Annotated in this window: 18 protein-coding genes; 9 read left to right on the top strand and 9 right to left on the bottom strand. The window is 32.6% G+C overall.

Translation table 11 applies throughout. The features are described 5' to 3' along the window. Position 1 precedes the first annotated feature (1 nt). From Nisw_RS04790 to Nisw_RS04780, 3 genes are read right to left on the bottom strand one after another with little or no spacing between them, the layout of a single operon-like run. On the bottom strand, positions 2 to 676 hold the full coding sequence (locus Nisw_RS04790; RefSeq protein WP_141976983.1) for a 7-cyano-7-deazaguanine synthase: 675 nt from the start codon (positions 674 to 676) through the stop codon (positions 2 to 4). 11 nt (positions 677 to 687) lie between these two features. Beyond that, positions 688 to 1611 (bottom strand): homoserine kinase, encoded by a 924-nt coding sequence (locus tag Nisw_RS04785; protein ID WP_141976981.1) that lies wholly within the window; start codon positions 1609 to 1611, stop codon positions 688 to 690. Then, on the bottom strand, positions 1611 to 2369 hold the full coding sequence (locus Nisw_RS04780; protein WP_185736684.1) for an ATP/GTP-binding protein: 759 nt from the start codon (positions 2367 to 2369) through the stop codon (positions 1611 to 1613). The genes Nisw_RS04785 and Nisw_RS04780 overlap by 1 nt, the downstream gene beginning before the upstream one ends. A 130-nt stretch (positions 2370 to 2499) precedes the next feature. Between Nisw_RS04780 and Nisw_RS09155 the strand changes: the two genes are divergently transcribed. The 3 genes from Nisw_RS09155 (at position 2500) to Nisw_RS04770 (ending at position 4594) form a co-directional block, all read left to right on the top strand. Beyond that, positions 2500 to 2652: a hypothetical protein gene (locus tag Nisw_RS09155; RefSeq protein WP_185736576.1), complete on the top strand. Its 153-nt coding sequence runs from the start codon at positions 2500 to 2502 to the stop codon at positions 2650 to 2652. A 90-nt stretch (positions 2653 to 2742) separates the two neighbouring features. Then, complete coding sequence (locus tag Nisw_RS04775) at positions 2743 to 3759, top strand: lysylphosphatidylglycerol synthase transmembrane domain-containing protein (protein ID WP_141976977.1); 1017 nt, start codon at positions 2743 to 2745, stop codon at positions 3757 to 3759. Positions 3760 to 3793: 34 nt separating this feature from the next. Next, positions 3794 to 4594 carry an SDR family oxidoreductase gene (locus Nisw_RS04770; protein ID WP_141976975.1) on the top strand — a complete coding sequence of 267 codons (801 nt, stop codon included), beginning with the start codon at positions 3794 to 3796 and terminating at the stop codon, positions 4592 to 4594. Between the two features lies 1 nt (position 4595). Here the strand turns inward: Nisw_RS04770 and Nisw_RS04765 are convergent, their stop codons facing one another. The 4 genes from Nisw_RS04765 to Nisw_RS04750 form a co-directional block, all read right to left on the bottom strand. Beyond that, the gene (locus Nisw_RS04765; protein WP_141976973.1) at positions 4596 to 5000 is read right to left on the bottom strand and encodes a hypothetical protein; all 405 of its coding nucleotides are present in this window, start codon (positions 4998 to 5000) and stop codon (positions 4596 to 4598) included. Between the two features lie 11 nt (positions 5001 to 5011). Then, positions 5012 to 5323: a hypothetical protein gene (locus Nisw_RS04760; protein ID WP_048071662.1), complete on the bottom strand. Its 312-nt coding sequence runs from the start codon at positions 5321 to 5323 to the stop codon at positions 5012 to 5014. Between the two features lie 153 nt (positions 5324 to 5476). After that, the gene (locus tag Nisw_RS04755; RefSeq protein WP_141976971.1) at positions 5477 to 6712 is read right to left on the bottom strand and encodes a glycosyltransferase; all 1236 of its coding nucleotides are present in this window, start codon (positions 6710 to 6712) and stop codon (positions 5477 to 5479) included. A 30-nt stretch (positions 6713 to 6742) separates the two neighbouring features. Further along, positions 6743 to 7858, bottom strand: coding sequence for a thiamine biosynthesis protein (locus Nisw_RS04750; RefSeq protein WP_141976969.1), 1116 nt, complete (start codon positions 7856 to 7858; stop codon positions 6743 to 6745). Between the two features lie 84 nt (positions 7859 to 7942). Here Nisw_RS04750 and Nisw_RS04745 point away from each other — a divergent pair, with 84 nt between their 5' ends. Genes Nisw_RS04745 through Nisw_RS04735 form a run of 3 tightly spaced genes read left to right on the top strand, consistent with a single transcriptional unit; the run spans position 7943 to position 10509 of the window. Beyond that, entirely contained in the window at positions 7943 to 8668 is a 726-nt protein-coding gene (locus tag Nisw_RS04745; protein WP_141976967.1) for a phosphoadenylyl-sulfate reductase, read from the top strand. Position 8669: 1 nt separating this feature from the next. Then, entirely contained in the window at positions 8670 to 9812 is a 1143-nt protein-coding gene (gene sat / locus Nisw_RS04740; RefSeq protein ID WP_141976965.1) for a sulfate adenylyltransferase, read from the top strand. Between the two features lie 31 nt (positions 9813 to 9843). After that, complete coding sequence (locus tag Nisw_RS04735; RefSeq protein WP_141976963.1) at positions 9844 to 10509, top strand: hypothetical protein; 666 nt, start codon at positions 9844 to 9846, stop codon at positions 10507 to 10509. On the opposite strand, the gene nth is transcribed toward Nisw_RS04735, so the two are convergent. After that, a complete protein-coding gene (gene nth, locus Nisw_RS04730) occupies positions 10493 to 11143 on the bottom strand; it encodes an endonuclease III (RefSeq protein ID WP_141976961.1) in 651 nt (216 codons plus the stop codon). The genes Nisw_RS04735 and nth overlap by 17 nt on opposite strands. 55 nt (positions 11144 to 11198) lie before the next feature. On the opposite strand from nth, the gene Nisw_RS04725 reads away from it, so the two are divergent. Continuing rightward, the gene (locus tag Nisw_RS04725) at positions 11199 to 12353 is read left to right on the top strand and encodes an aconitase X catalytic domain-containing protein (RefSeq protein ID WP_141976959.1); all 1155 of its coding nucleotides are present in this window, start codon (positions 11199 to 11201) and stop codon (positions 12351 to 12353) included. Next, positions 12350 to 12736 carry an aconitase X swivel domain-containing protein gene (locus Nisw_RS04720; RefSeq protein WP_141976957.1) on the top strand — a complete coding sequence of 129 codons (387 nt, stop codon included), beginning with the start codon at positions 12350 to 12352 and terminating at the stop codon, positions 12734 to 12736. Before Nisw_RS04725 ends, Nisw_RS04720 begins: the two co-directional genes overlap by 4 nt. Here Nisw_RS04720 and rqcH read toward each other — a convergent pair. Further along, complete coding sequence (gene rqcH / locus Nisw_RS04715) at positions 12711 to 14660, bottom strand: ribosome rescue protein RqcH (protein ID WP_185736575.1); 1950 nt, start codon at positions 14658 to 14660, stop codon at positions 12711 to 12713. The two genes, Nisw_RS04720 and rqcH, sit on opposite strands and share 26 nt — an antisense overlap. Positions 14661 to 14763: 103 nt before the next feature. On the opposite strand from rqcH, the gene Nisw_RS04710 reads away from it, so the two are divergent. After that, positions 14764 to 15240 (top strand): hypothetical protein, encoded by a 477-nt coding sequence (locus tag Nisw_RS04710; protein WP_141976953.1) that lies wholly within the window; start codon positions 14764 to 14766, stop codon positions 15238 to 15240. Positions 15241 to 15255: the final 15 nt, after the last annotated feature.

Raw genomic sequence — 15255 nt, 5'->3', positions numbered from 1 at the left:
ATTATTTTAGATATTTTGTTTTATCTGAAATTCCTGCTTTTTCAAATGCAATTTTCCTGTTATTACAAGACTCACAAACACCACAATGAAGTTTTTTGTTTGAATAACAACTCCATGTTCTAAAGATAGAATCACCTAGCACTGTTTTACCCCTCCTTAGCAAATCACTTTTTGATAATCCTTCTCTATAAGGAGACCAAATCTCTATCTTCTTTCTTAATTTTGAATTAATTCCATCAATTTCACCTTGGTTGAATGCAGCTTCTAGTTTCTTTGCAAAAATAGGTCTGCAATCAGGATAATGTTTGTCTCCTGTATGTGCGCCATACACAACTAGAGATGCATTTAGAGTATATGCCCATGCAGATGCAACTGAGAGAAAAACTGCGTTTCTAATTGGTACTACTATTGAATACTCGAATTTACTCGGAATTTTTCTCTTGGAACTCGTCAAAACATTAGAATCGCCATACAATTCTTTCATAAAACCAATATCTATAATCTTGTGTTGTTTTAGTCCTAGTTTCTTTGCAAAAGATTTTGCAGCAGAAATTTCCATATTTGCTTTTTGTCCATATGAAAATGTAATTCCATACAACTCATACTTTGATTTTAGAAATGATACTGCACAAACAGAGTCAACCCCTCCACTAAATACAACTACAGCTTTTTTCATGACTCTTCAAATTATTTTCTTTTATCTGCAGCGCCTTTACTTGGTTTACAGATTACTGTTTGGCATTTTGTGTTTGCTGATGAAAATCCTTTTGACATTGCTAAGCTAATTTTTTTTAAATCTGCAGAACTCTTTGAAAATGCAATTACTGAAGGTCCTGCACCACTAATTGTCACGCCTAATGCACCTGCTTTTAGAGCGTTTTGTTTGACTTTAGCAAATCCTGGAATCATATGTTGTCTTGCAGGTTCTACAATTACATCTTTAATTGAATTTCCAATTAATTCTGGATCTTTTTTCAAAAATCCTGCCACAATAGTTGACGCATTTGATAAATTCAAAATACTGTCTGTTAATTTTATTTTCTTTGGAATAACTCCTCTAGAAACTTTGGTTTTCTTTTTTGGTACATCAAGTTTTGGAACAGCAACGCACATTCTAAGATTTGTTGGTGGTTCGATTCTAGTTACTTGTAATGGATTTGTTTTTACAATTACAAATCCACCCAAAACAGAGGCTGCAACATTGTCGTAATGAACTGATCCTGCACTAGCTTTTTCACCATATCCTGCATACTCTACCAAAGAATTTCCATCCAACTTTAATCCAAATAACTTATCAAATGCTACTGCAGTAGCAGCTGCAGATGCGGCACTACTTCCCATTCCAAACCCTGCAGGAACTCCTTTTTTGATTTTAATTTCTATTCCATTTTTTATCTTGAATTTTTTTTTCATATTTTTTACAACTAATCCTGCAGTATTGTTTTCTGGATTTGTTGGAATGTTGTCTTGGGTTACAATTGTTATCCCGCTTTTAGTTTTAGTCAAGGTTACTTCATCATAAAATGCATCTATTGCCAACCCAAACACATCAAATCCTGGACCTAAATTTGCTGTAGAAGAAGGTGCTTTTACTGTAATTTTTGATACCACTAGTCTTCTACCTCCTCACCCAAATTAAGAATTCTGCTTAGAGCTCCTTCTAGATTTACAAATCCTTCACCTGTTACATTTGAAATTGGAATTAATCCTTGTGCAAATCCACTAAGATTTAACCCTCTCAAAATATTTGTAGTCAAAGCATAGGTATCACCATCAGCGTCTTTTGCAATAGCATTTTCTAACGTATTCAAACTAGTTGACCACTGTAGAATCTTTTTGAGATTTGCTCCAATAAGATCAGTTTTTGTTAGTACGTTAACTGTGGGTAAATTCAATCGTAATCTAATTGATGTTGCAAGAAGTGCAATTGAAACAAAATTTACTGGTGTAGTAATTAAAGCACCATCAAAAAGAAAGATACTTGTTTTTTCTTCAGATGTGATGTTATCTATGAGAAAACGTCCACTAGAACGATATGCAAATAATTCAATTTGTCCTGGAGTATCAACTATAAGGTAATCTGGATTAACTCTGTTTACTTCATTTTGAATCTCATCAATCTTTGATGCAATTAAATCAGCTGCCATAACTAGTGCGCCATTGGGACCAAGATCATATTGTTGCATGATAGAAACAATATCTACAAAATCTCTTACATCAATATCACAACTGTATGGTAAATTCTCTACTCCTGGGTCTAAATTCAAAATGGATGTAAATGCTCCATTCTTTGTATAGTAATCATACAATTTTGATGATAGTAATGATTTTCCTGAACCAGCAGTCCCAGAAACAAAAATGGTCTTCAATCCTGTCTGATTCATTATTTGCTCATATTTCAAACTAGCTTGATTTTTTGATCTATGAAATACCAGTTTGGCACTAAAAAACACAAAAAAATTCCATCTGATCTTTAACTAACAAAATTATACATTCATTATGATTCAAAGTGTTCTTGAAAAAGAAGCCCATCTCAAAGAATTGGTTATAAAATTATTAGAAGAAAAAAATCTGAAAGATTTTGAATTATTGGATTCTTTATTTAATGAAATTAAAGAAGAGCTTCAAAACCGTCAAAAAACCCTCAATTAAGCACAAAATTCATGCCTGTTTTCAGGCATAAAGAATTACTTTAACTAATTTTGTCAACTTTCATATTTGATCCCTCGAAGAAATCATCAAATGAACTGGAGACTAGTAGCCATTCCTGTTACTTTAATTCCTATTTTGATTATAGCTATTCAATTTGATATCAAATTAGAAGATGTTCTAGCAATCGGTTTCTTTCCATTTGTTGGTGCCGTCGTAGCGATGATGATCAAATTAGGTCTTCAAGGAGTCAAATTTGCATACATTACAAGAAAATATCTTGGTAATTTTGATTCTGTTTTGAAATTAACTGGTGTTCGTGTAGGTAGTGAATTCATCAAATTCACAACTCCAATGTTTATTGGTGCTGAATTCATTGTAATCTATTATCTGCATAAAAAAGGAGTAAAGCCTTCTAAATCAACATGGATTGCAATTATGGATATTGTTACTGAAGTATTTGCAGCTGGTTTACTATCTATAATGGCAGGAATAATCGCACTACTAAATGGAGCATATGTTGTTGCCGCAGTAGTTTTGGGAACTAGCATTACTGTAACTGCTTTATGGATGGTACTCTTCTTCTTGTCTTCTAAACGTACATTCCAAGTTCCTAAAGTTTTGGGAAGTCTGGCAAAAAGATTTGGAAAAGAAAAAGGAGTAAAATACATCGAGCAAACAAACTCTTGGATGGAAGAAGTATGTACTATGAGTAGAGAAAATCTAAAAACGTCTGAATCAAAGAAAGTTTTTACTGTGTCATTTTTGTTTTCACTTGCATCTTGGTCATTTTATGGAATTTCATTTATGATAATTGCAATGGGAACAGGATATGTTATCAATGCATTTGATTCTATTATGGCTGTAATGGGTGCAAATGCAATTGGAAATCTTCCAATAACTATTGGTGGTTCTGGTCTTGCCGAATTTGGAATTGTAGCATACCTTAACAATCTAAATCCATTTGACTTTGATGTTTCTCAAGGGGGTCTAGCCTGGGATGCAGTAATAGGCTGGAGAATTGCAACATACTATGTACCAATTGCTATTACTTGGTTACTTTTAGTAAAGTTGGCTTTGAGTAGAATCTCAAAACCTCAAGCCACATAGAAACCACTTTATCTTAAAACATTTTTTTTGATTTGTGGATTTCAAAAATAAAACAATTTTGATTACTGGGGCTTCATCTGGAATTGGAAAACAAAGTGCAATAGAATTTGCAAAACTTGGTGCCAACATAATTTTAGTTGCAAGAAGAAAAGAAAAACTCGAGGAACTTGAGAATGAATTACTAAAATTCAACGTGTCGACACTTGTTTGTAAATGTGATGTATCTGACAAAGAACAAGTAAAAGAAATGTCAAAAATCGTTTTAGAAAAATTTCATTCTATTGATGTACTGGTAAATAATGCAGGTTTTGCAATATATGGTTCTGTTAAAGACTTGTCCATTGATGAAATAGAATCTCAAATGGAGACAAATTATTTTGGAATGATGTATTGCATTAAAAATTTTCTCCCATCAATGTTGGAGAAAAAATCAGGTCATATAGTCAACGTAGCTTCTGTTGCTGCTAGCTTTGGCCTTCCAGGAATTGCATCTTACTGTGCATCAAAGTCTGCTATGCTTGGATTCTCAGAGGGCCTTAAACATGAACTAAATGGCACTGGAGTTGGAATCACAGTTGTTAGTCCTATAATGGTCAGGACAGACTTTTTTGATCACCCTTCTTTTGTAAAAATACCAAAATATTCTCCAACATCGCTTAGTTCCAAAACTGTTGCAAAAGCAATTCTAAAAGCTGCAAATTCTTCTAGACTAGAAATTATTGTTCCTTCTGTAGTTAGAAGTGCTGTTTGGCTAAAACATACATTTCCTTATTTCATAAATCCTATAATTGGAAAGTCTTTCAAAAAACAATTAGATTCTGTACAGAAATCCTGAATTATTCTTCAGCATCATCATCTTCGGCTTCATTGGAGCCTACATCTAACAATTCAAGTGATTTTAATTCAAATTGATAAATTGCATTCATTTCGATCTCTTTTTCTTTTTCTAAATATTCTGAAACTTTTTTGCTTAGTGGTGCTTTGTGTTGGTCAAAAACAAACTCATAGACTTCTCCTTTTAACAAGTCATCCATCTTGACACTTTTTGGAACGTCCATTGTTACAATATGTCTGCCATCTTCTACAGCATCATACAATTGAACATCAATCTTGTTATCTTCATAATAAAATTCGAGGATATATCCTGATTTTTTTAATTCTTCAGGTTTCTTGAATTTTGCATTTTGAATTTCATCAGTAACCCATTCAGGAATTTCATCTTCTTTTTTCTTTTTTACCATAATAACTCACGCTAGTTTTCAGCTTTTTCTTTTTTGCTTTTTGACCACCATTCTAAATAGTCGTCATGTTTATCATCACGTGTTCTTTCTTTTTGGTTGAGTTTGTATCTAATGTCTGAAACTTGTTCTCTAGTGGCATAAAGACCGCATCGCTTACATACAAAATTTCTTCTATTCTTCTCATCCATTTTCATTGGAATGTCAATTTCATCGTATAATTTGAAAAGATCTTCTCTGCTTCTTTCTTCTTCAGGAACTTCAGACTCGTATTTTTCTTGAATCTTTTTTTTCTCTCTATGTGTACATTCTGGACAGTTAGGCACTGATGATTTGGCTTAATTTTTTCCATAAAAGCGTTCCCACATTGTTAATTGATCGATAAACATCTGACACGCGGATTTTTTCATCATCCCTTTCGGTCCGTTCGCCCATCGAAATCCCGCGTGCCAGATGAGCGAAATTCTAAAAATAATGTATTATCTCTTTTCTTCTAAGGTTTGAGCAGCAATTTTTGCTGAATTTTCAGCCCCATTTGGGACAAAATTCTTTGAAAATTCATCTAAATTCTCTTCAAAATTCTCGTAATTCTCTTTAATTTTCACTATTCCTTCAATTACCTGTTTTGTTTTTGTGGCTAGTATTCCCAAATTCTTCTCTTCGGCCCATTTGATGTTGTTTGTGTGCTCATCATAGATGGGAATTCCAATAATTGGTTTTGATTTTCCACCCATAATTTCTCCCATTACGGTATGTGAACCATTTACTACAGCATACTTGCATGAATCCAATACTGTATCTTTTTCTTGTTCTGAAAGAAATCCGATATCAATTTGAATCCAATCTATTTTTTTATCTAATGCATCAGTAATGGAATATCTTTTTCCATCTTTTCCTATGACTGAATCAATTTTTGGATCATTTCTTGCATGAGAAATAATCCTCTTTTCATTTTTCATTTCATCTTGTTGAAAAACTTCTTCATATCTCTGACCAGTTCCATCATTTGTTGATTTATTTCCAGTTCTCATCCAGTAACCAAATTCATTATTTTCAACCAATTTTTCAAGAGCGGAACTTTCTACTTTCTTAATTTTTTTACTATTTGTAAAGTGACCAACATACGTTACTTTATCTTCAGCTTCTTTTATGAAATTTAGATTATATTCACACATTGTATAAGGTGGTGGAGAATCTGCAACAAGAATCTTTGATGCTTTTTGAATTTGTTTTGCAACAAATATCAATGATGGGTATAGATATGATCTAGAATTGTACAATCTTGGTCTAAACTGATTTGTTATAAATAAACTTGGTATGTTTCTATTTTTCGCTAAAATATTTGATCCCATATCCCCATCATTGATTACCAAATCAAATTTTTCCTTGTTGTAGAGCTTTCTTTCTTCTCTGAGATAATTTGCAATTTGTCTAACTAAAGGTGGATTTTTTGAAATTGGCAATAACAAATTCATTAATGACATTGAAACACTTGGACCAAACTTTCCATCAATTGGAGTTGGCATCAAAATTTCATGAATCTTTTCTTTTTCATTTGGAAATTTCTTCAATAATTTTTCATATACATGATCTTTGCTTGAAAAATGAATCTCAAATTCTTCTTTTATATGGTCACCGAGAACTTCGTTTAGCCTCATCATTCTAGAATAATGACCACTTCCCCATGGGTAGATGAATTCACCTATTTTGAGCACAATATTGCAACAAAAATGCTGTTTAAATTCTCAATGATTCTCTTCTAATGAATCTAAAATGTCATGTACATTATTTGGTCCTACTTGAATGGAAATGGCTTTTTTTGTTTTTAGCGCATTTTCTACCTCTTTTCTTGCAAAAACAGGTATTTCTTTTGAACTACCAGTCACAATTTTTTCTAACTTGTTGATGTTTCTCTCTAATCCAATCTCTTTTGCTTCATCAAACAAACTTGTATCTACACCCGATAATGGAGTAAGTGGAATTTTATTTTTGGAAAATACTAGTTTTAGAGAATTATCTATAAAATCTGATGAAAATATCTGTGGTGATATAGCCAATGAGACTCGCTTATTTGGGAATTGCAACATTATCTCCAAAATTGAATTTACATATGTCAAATAATTTTTAATTCCATTTGGGTTTATTTTTAGATGAAAGAATTCTAACTCTATTTTCTCTTGAACTAATCTTGGAATTATCTGATTTAGTATTTTAGCTAGATTCATCAGTTCTGATTTTTGTCTATAACAAACTATTACCTTTGTATCATATCCTTGCTTTATGGTTTCATAACAAGAAACTGCTGATAATTCATCATATACTGCACAAATTGTTTTTTCATTTTGTGATTGATATGGTATTCCTCCTTTTCCTTTATCCGAAAAAATACAGATGTATGCATTATTCTTTGTCAAATACGTATACAATAATTTGTCATATCCTTGCTCTGTTCCTGGATGAGCACCTAACTTTGATTTTTTTTCAATAATACTTGAAGTTGCTGCAATCTCTACATCTTTTACAAGAAATCCTTTTGAGATCCCTTCAACTTTGACTAGAAATTTTTCACCTTTTAATAGTAAATTACCTCCTATCGAGGTAATTTCAGAAACAATATCTTGATAATTATTTTTTATTTGTCTTGCAATTGCAATTTCTTTTATTCCAAATAGCATATTGATTGCAGATGATGCAAAAACTGGATCATTAGCATCTACTAAGATGATATCTCCATCACGTTTTACAGATATGAATTGTTGATTTTTTATCTTGAGTATTTTTTTAACATTTGAAATTAATTGTGGTATCTTATTTTTTGAAAATATAGTTGGAAAAACTATAACATATGATGTCTCATCCATATTTTCTACTTGAAAATCTACTTGTTTATAATTTAGGACAAAACTTCGGGTAATCAATATAAAACAAATACTTCAAGTGAATGTGTGACTAGATTTACCCAAGAACAAGTAGATGATCTTAATTCAAAGATAAAGACAGCTGAAGAGGCTCTTCAATGGGTATCAGATAATCTTCATCCTAAAGTTGCAAAAGCTTCTAGCTTTGGTGCTGAAGACGCAGTTGTAATGGATATGATGTTAAAAATTAATCCAGAGTTTAGATTTTTTACTTTGGACACTGGCAGATTACCTCAAGAGACATATGACATCATGGATGTGTTGAGGAAAAAATACAATATAACAATTGAAGTGTTATTTCCTGATACTAAAGAAGTTGAAGATATGGTAAAAGAAAAAGGACTAAACTTATTCTATGAAAGCGTTGAAAATAGAAAACTATGTTGTGAAATACGTAAAGTACATCCAATGAATAAAATGTTGAATACTCTTGATGGATGGATTACTGGACTAAGACGAGAACAAACCAAAATCAGAGAAGACGTAACAATGTTTCAGATTGATCATGGACATGGTGACATTCTAAAGATTAATCCAATAATTGATTGGACATGGGATCAAATTCAAGAACATATCAAAAAACATGACTTGCCATACAATAGCCTTCTTGACAAAGGCTATCCTAGTATTGGATGTGAACCTTGTACCAGACCAATAAAACCTGGAGAGGATATTCGAGCAGGAAGATGGTGGTGGGAACAAGGAGAACACAAAGAGTGTGGCCTTCATATAGAGCGTAAAAATGAGGATTAGTATGTCAGAAAACGATTCAATCAAACCACATGGTGGAGTACTAGTTAACAGAATTACAAATGTTGATCCTACTGGATTATTCTCAATTACAATTTCAGAAGACTTAGCAAATGATGTAGAGAATATTGCAGATGGAATCTTTAGTCCATTAGAGGGATTCTTAGGCCAACAAGACTTTGAGAGTGTTGTATCAAGAGGAAGACTTGCAAATGATCTGGCATGGACTATTCCTATCGTACTAGATGTCGATGAACAAACAGGTTCTAAAATGAAAGAGTCAGGTAAAGTTCTATTAAAAAATCCACAAGGTGTAGGCGTTGCAGTGTTAAACGTTGAAGAAGTCTATACTTTTGATAAAGAAAAAACATCACAAGGCATCTATGGAACAACTGATTCTTCTCATCCAGGTGTTGCAAAGACAATGTCTATGAAAGATTACCTTGTTTCAGGAAAGATTGACTATATTCAAAGACCTAAAGACACTGAGATTAGAAAATACAGACTAACTCCAAAGCAAACAAGAGAAGCATTTGCACAAGCTGGATGGAAAACCATCTGTGCATTCCAAACAAGAAATCCACCACATGTGGCACATGAGATGTTACAAAAGACATCAATTACTACAAGAGATGGTGTTTTTGTAAATCCAATTATTGGAAAGAAAAAGTCTGGTGACTTTGTTGATGAAGTTATTGTAAAATGTTATGAAACCATGATTGAAAAATACTATCCAGAAAATAGATGTCGTCTTGGAACTTTGCATACTGAGATGAAATACGCTGGACCAAAAGAAGCAATTCATCATGCAATTATGAGACAAAACTATGGTTGTACTCACATAATTATCGGTAGAGATCATGCAGGTGTTGGAAAGTTCTATGAACCATTTGCAGCACAAGAGATATTTTCAGATTATCCTGAATTAGATATTGCTCCAGTATTCTTCCCACCGTTCTTCTATTGTAGAAAATGTCTTACATACACAACTCCAAAAGCATGTCCACATGATAATGATGACAAAGAGCAAATCAGTGGAACTGCATTAAGAGAGATGATTCAAAATGGACAAGCACCATCTGAATTTATTCTAAGACCAGAAGTTGCACAAGTAATCTTGAATCACCCAAAACCTTTTGTTGATTAGATATTTATTCAATCAATCTTGGAATAGCTCAATGAGATACCTATTTACAATAATTTTACTTTCTGGATTTTTCATTACTCCTGCATTTGCTCAGGAAGTAAATCCATCATTAATCATTGATTCAATAGAGATTCCTGCTGAAGAATTTAACAGAGTACTACGTGATGCACCTATTGTTCCACTAGATGATGTTCATGCAGTCAGCTGGCAAGTAACAATTGATAACAATCTTCTTTATGCAAATCCTAATGGAAATGCAGTCTTTAGACTCTATGATGTAAATTCTGAAGATGAATTTATTGAAGTTGGGATGGGTTCAATTCCTGATAATAAGTTCTGGGTTGCAGTACAGACTCCAAAAGAAGGATACATTGTAGTTCATAGTGACTTGGAAAGAGGTTGGTATCCACAAGCAAAATCAATCATATCCTTTACTGATAGAGCCGGACTCACTGTAAATAATGGAGCAAGAATTGTAGTTAGCAATTTGAATATTGGTGAATTTGCAATTGCTTCTTACTCTGTACATGGAATGGAAGGTTCTACTGATCCTCCTGCAGTTAATTCGGGCAGTCTTCTTTTAGAATTTCTTTCAGGTGATCCTTCAAAGAATGCATTTGCATTGTTTCCATTTTATGTTGCAGCAGGAATTGGTGTTATAGTTGGAGTGTTGTTTCTAACTAAGAAACGTTCTTAGATTTGTAAAACTTGCAGCTTCTCTTAATCTTGCATACATCACACATTGGAGATATTGGTTTGCAAATGTTTTGTCCATACATAACAAAAGTATCATTAATGTCAATCCAAAATTTCTTGTCTACTTTTTTCATTAATTCTTGTTCTGTCTCTTCAGGATTCTTTGTTTCAACTAATCCTAATCTATTTGAAATTCTATGAACGTGAATATCAACTGGAATTGCAGGTTTTTCAAATGCATAAACTAAAACACAATTTGCAGTTTTTCTTCCCACTCCTGGCAATTCTACTAAAGTATCCAGATCTTCAGGTACTTTACCCTTGTATTTTGAATCAATTATCTTTGCAACTTCGATAATTCTTTTGGATTTTACATGATAGAATCCAATTGGTTTGATGATTTTTTCAACATCTTTTAGTTTTGCATTTGCAAGTTGTTTTGGGTTTTTGTATTTTGAGAATAACACCTTAACTACCTTCGTTGTACTCTCATCTTTTGTTCTAGCAGAAAGTATGGTTCCAATCAAAATACTAAATGGACCTGTCTCAGCATCATGAAGATCTCGTAGTGCAGTTATTCGTGGTGTCTTTACAGAATTCATTGTATCCATCATTTTGCTTAGAATTTTTTCCATTTTCATATGAAAAACTACGTACAAGTATTATAACTGTAAATCCAAATCAATCACATTGGAACTAACTAGAGAAGAAGAATCTGCACTAAAGGGCGAACAAGGCGAAATCATGCAGATGGCATACAGAATTCTTGTTGCAACCGGTGAGGCAACAGATGCAGAAAAACTAGTTCCAATTGAATGGGCACATCTTTCAGGAGTAAATTATAACACTATAGGTGATGCAGGTGAAGAATTTCTTTCTAGCATTAGCAAAGATGCTCGAGTTAAGGTAAAGACCACTCTTAATCCAATGGGATTTGACATTGATAATGTATCAAACTATGGCTTAGATGAGAATTTTATCTCAAAACAACTCTCTATTAGAAATTCATATGAAACAATGGGTGTTATTCCATCTTTTTCGTGTATTCCTTACGAAATTTTTGATATCCCAAAAGATGGAACCCAAGTTGCATTTGCAGAGAGTAATGCTGCAATTCATGCAAATTCTTATGATAATTTGAAAACAAACAAGGAAAGTGCATTTAGTGCTTTAGCTAGCGCATTAACTGGAAAAAGCCCTTACTCTTCATTACGAAAAGAAGATTCCCCAAATGTAACAATTAGAATGAAAGTCAATAATCCAAATGAACTAACATATGGGATGTTGGGATTTTTTGCAGGAAAAGTTGGAGATATTTCTGTAAATGTTTCTGGTTTAGGCGAAATGGATAATCGTCAATGTAAGGCAATGTGTGGAGGAATGGGAACTTCTGGAACATGTGCCAAATTTATTTTTGGAGAGGGAGATTCAAACTCTGAAAAAATTGATTTTGATGAAAAAGCAATGCAAAATGTTCATGATGAATTAAACACATCTGAAAAAGGTGACATCATTACTCTTGGTAGTCCTCAATTGGGATTGGAAGAAATTTCAGAACTTGCCGGAAAACTAAAGGGAAGAATATTTGAGAAGAGATGTATGATATTTACCCCTAGAACTGTAAAAGAACAAGCAAACAAAATTGGCTATACAAATGAATTAGAACGAGCAGGATGTGAAATTCTTTCAGATTGTTGTACTTGTCTTACTCCATTGATTAACAAAGATAATGTCGATGCAGTAACCACTAATAGCATCAAGGGTGCATTTTATTTAAAAAACTCTAATGGTGTTGGAGTGAATTTAAAATCATTATCACAAATTATAGAAGATGAGACAAGATGAAAATTCTAGTTTCAGGAAAAGTTGAAGGTACAGTTCTAAAATCAAAAGACGCAATTAATTTTTTAGGAACAGTTGATAAAAAAACTGGAATAATTAGTGACAAAAATCATGAACTATATAAAAAATCAATTAAAGACACAATTCTAGTTTTTCCTTCAGGTGTTGGAAGTAGTGTTGGTGCATACACAATTTATTCTATAAAATCAAATGGAACGGCGCCACTTGCAATGATTTGTCAAAAAGCTGATCTTACAGTAGCGACTGGATGTGCACTAGCAAATATTCCTTTGATAATTTTATCTAATGAAGAATTTTCTTCAATAAAAAATGGAATGAAATTATCACTTGATACTGGTTCTAGTCGTCCTCTTCAGTATCAATGAATTTTTGAATATCTGCTTCTCCTCTGTTAACATCTTTTACCTGACTTTTTCCGGCAGGCATCACACGAACAAATTCATCAATACTGATTTTTTTAGTAATTTCTTCATGAATTTTTGAAAATTCTATTCTAATTTTCTTTGCAGCATCTACCATTTCAATTCCCTGAGGCTCAATTATTGCATAACAGATAGAATTTTTCTTGATTGTTTCAGGAGGACCACAAGTTAATGCATAACCATCTTCTTGTGGAATTATTCCAACAGCTAATTTGAGATTCCCACTTTTAATGAAATTCCTCTGTCCTTCAATTGTAAATGATCCTTTTGGAAGAAATTCTCCACTGGGAGCTGATTTTTTAACTTGATCGGGATTTACCCAATACGCACTAACACCGTACATTCCTTCTCTCCATGCACGACTAAAACAAACTGTTGCATGTGCAACTTCGTTCATACTAGTATCTGGTACGTTTTGTGCATCTTTGATGATAAAAAACGGAGAACCAAAAATATCACCATGAAAAATTTTATCATTTTTATCCAAATGCTTTCTTACAACAGCAGAGTTTGATGCAGCATCTCTGCCCCCAATTACTAAAAATCCGTCAGTAGTATAGAACCATCTGTATCTTTCATACCAATTCTTCTTTCTGATCTCAGAAACTAGGATCGAATCTTTTTCAGATTCTGTTTTGTTTTGTAGTTTTTCTAATTTCTTCAAAGTTTTATCTTTGATATTTTCAATCGAACTAATTGCACCTGACTGTTTCTTTGCTTCATTAAATAATGTAGATGCAATTGACTGTAAAGATGCTTTTGTGTCTATCTTTATTTTTTCATCTTGAATAACAATTAATGGAATTCCTTTTTCAGTAATCAATTTTGCATTGTTATTTGCCAAAATTTCTTGCGCAGTTTTATCTTCAATTGATATGATTCCTTTTGAAATCATTTCAAAAAGAGAATTTGCAACATTTGTGATGTTTTTTGACCTATCTTTTACTGTCTGAATTGCCTTTTCTTGCTCAGAAATTTGGGTTTGAAGTTCTTTTATTTTTTTATCTGAACCACTAGTTTGAATTGACTTTCCTCTTTCTACAATGTTTTGTGTAAAAACAGTATCAAGTCCTTCTATGAAGCTTTTTACTTTGATAATTTCTCCTTCGATTTTTCCAAGTTGAATTGGAAGAACTTCTGTTTTTTCATTTCTTACAATTATGGGATCATGATTTTCTGAAACAATATCTGAAACAATTTTCTTTGTAGTCTCAAAAATTTTCATAATTTCTTCATTAGTTAAAAGATTTCCAATTTTTTTTGGATCAACCTTTGCAATTTCAAAAATACCCTCTACATATTTTTTTGGTAACCCCAAAGTACGTCCAAACCATTTTGCAGCAACCAATTCTGTTGTTTTAATACTTTGAAAATCATTTTCAGATAAATTGAAAATATCTAATCCGCTTTGTGGCGGTTGAGTATATTCTAATCCTACACTTAGTTTTCTATGTCTTACATCAATTGAATGCTGTAGTGCAAGAATCTTCATCTCATTATTACAAAGTAAAATATTTCCATCTCCAAAAAATTCACCAACTAAAACAAATTCTTTTCCAAACCCTTCAAAGATAAAATATGCAATTCTTTCAGCACCAATTTGTTCTATTTTTTTTAATTTTAATCTAAGAAGATCACTACGTAATCTTTTGAGTAATTTATTTGGTTCAACTTGATCAATTTTTACTTCAGTTAACCAAACTCCTGAAGTCGAGATCATCATAAAGAGATCACTTTTCTCAGTATGGTGTAATTTGAAGAGTATGCTATCTTTTGTTATTCCATAGATATTGCTGACATAGTAGTCCTCAACTTGTTTTGAAATTTTATCAACTAAATATCGTAATTCAATTCCTGATAATGTCATGCCTATCATATTTTACATCTAAAATTATACCCTTGCTATGACATGCTTAGTTTTTGACCAAAGATATTAAACATGGTTTGCTTGAGACACGCTAGAAATTTAATTGGCCAAATTCAAAAAGAAAAAATCAAAACCTACGCCTGAGCCTGAGGACTCTAAGAAAGAATCTCCTCAAGAAGAGCCAGTTGATATTCCTGAAACAGAAAAAACTGAATCAACTCCTGAGGCATCAAAAGAACCTCCAATAAGTGAGGTTGAAAAAAGTGAGAAAGATAGAAAATTAAATAAATTATTTTGGTTACGTGTTGCCCTTGCAGTAATTGCAGGTACTGCTGCTACTTTTATCTTTGAAGATATTGAAGGTGAAGAAAGACGATGGGCATCTATTGGATTTATGATTATAGTATTCTTTGCGACAATTATTGTAGCAAAAGGAATGAAGATGCAATTACCCTCATCTGATAGAAAGAAAATTGTTACGCAAGCAATTGGTAGCTATATCTTCTTGTATTTGTTTACATGGATTGTAACATATACTCTAGTTCATACTGCAACTGTTTCTACTGGAATTAACATCTAATAGATTCTCAAGGCG

Origin of the sequence: Candidatus Nitrosopumilus sp. SW (genome assembly GCF_006740685.1) — an archaeon.
GTDB lineage: Archaea > Thermoproteota > Nitrososphaeria > Nitrososphaerales > Nitrosopumilaceae > Nitrosopumilus.
Note: the sequence above shows the minus strand (reverse complement) of the source record. Positions and strands in the feature narration are given on the sequence as shown.

What these genes read in the sequence shown, in the direction of transcription:
- Nisw_RS04790 (WP_141976983.1), bottom strand. Translation starts at nt 676, where the DNA reads ATGAAAAAAGCTGTAGTTGTATTTAGTGGAGGGGTTGACTCTGTTTGT.
- Nisw_RS09155 (WP_185736576.1), top strand. Translation starts at nt 2,500, where the DNA reads ATGATTCAAAGTGTTCTTGAAAAAGAAGCCCATCTCAAAGAATTGGTT.
- Nisw_RS04775 (WP_141976977.1), top strand. Translation starts at nt 2,743, where the DNA reads ATGAACTGGAGACTAGTAGCCATTCCTGTTACTTTAATTCCTATTTTG.
- Nisw_RS04765 (WP_141976973.1), bottom strand. Translation starts at nt 5,000, where the DNA reads ATGGTAAAAAAGAAAAAAGAAGATGAAATTCCTGAATGGGTTACTGAT.
- Nisw_RS04750 (WP_141976969.1), bottom strand. Translation starts at nt 7,858, where the DNA reads ATGGATGAGACATCATATGTTATAGTTTTTCCAACTATATTTTCAAAA.
- sat (WP_141976965.1), top strand. Translation starts at nt 8,670, where the DNA reads ATGTCAGAAAACGATTCAATCAAACCACATGGTGGAGTACTAGTTAAC.
- Nisw_RS04735 (WP_141976963.1), top strand. Translation starts at nt 9,844, where the DNA reads ATGAGATACCTATTTACAATAATTTTACTTTCTGGATTTTTCATTACT.
- nth (WP_141976961.1), bottom strand. Translation starts at nt 11,143, where the DNA reads ATGGAAAAAATTCTAAGCAAAATGATGGATACAATGAATTCTGTAAAG.
- Nisw_RS04720 (WP_141976957.1), top strand. Translation starts at nt 12,350, where the DNA reads ATGAAAATTCTAGTTTCAGGAAAAGTTGAAGGTACAGTTCTAAAATCA.
- rqcH (WP_185736575.1), bottom strand. Translation starts at nt 14,660, where the DNA reads ATGACATTATCAGGAATTGAATTACGATATTTAGTTGATAAAATTTCA.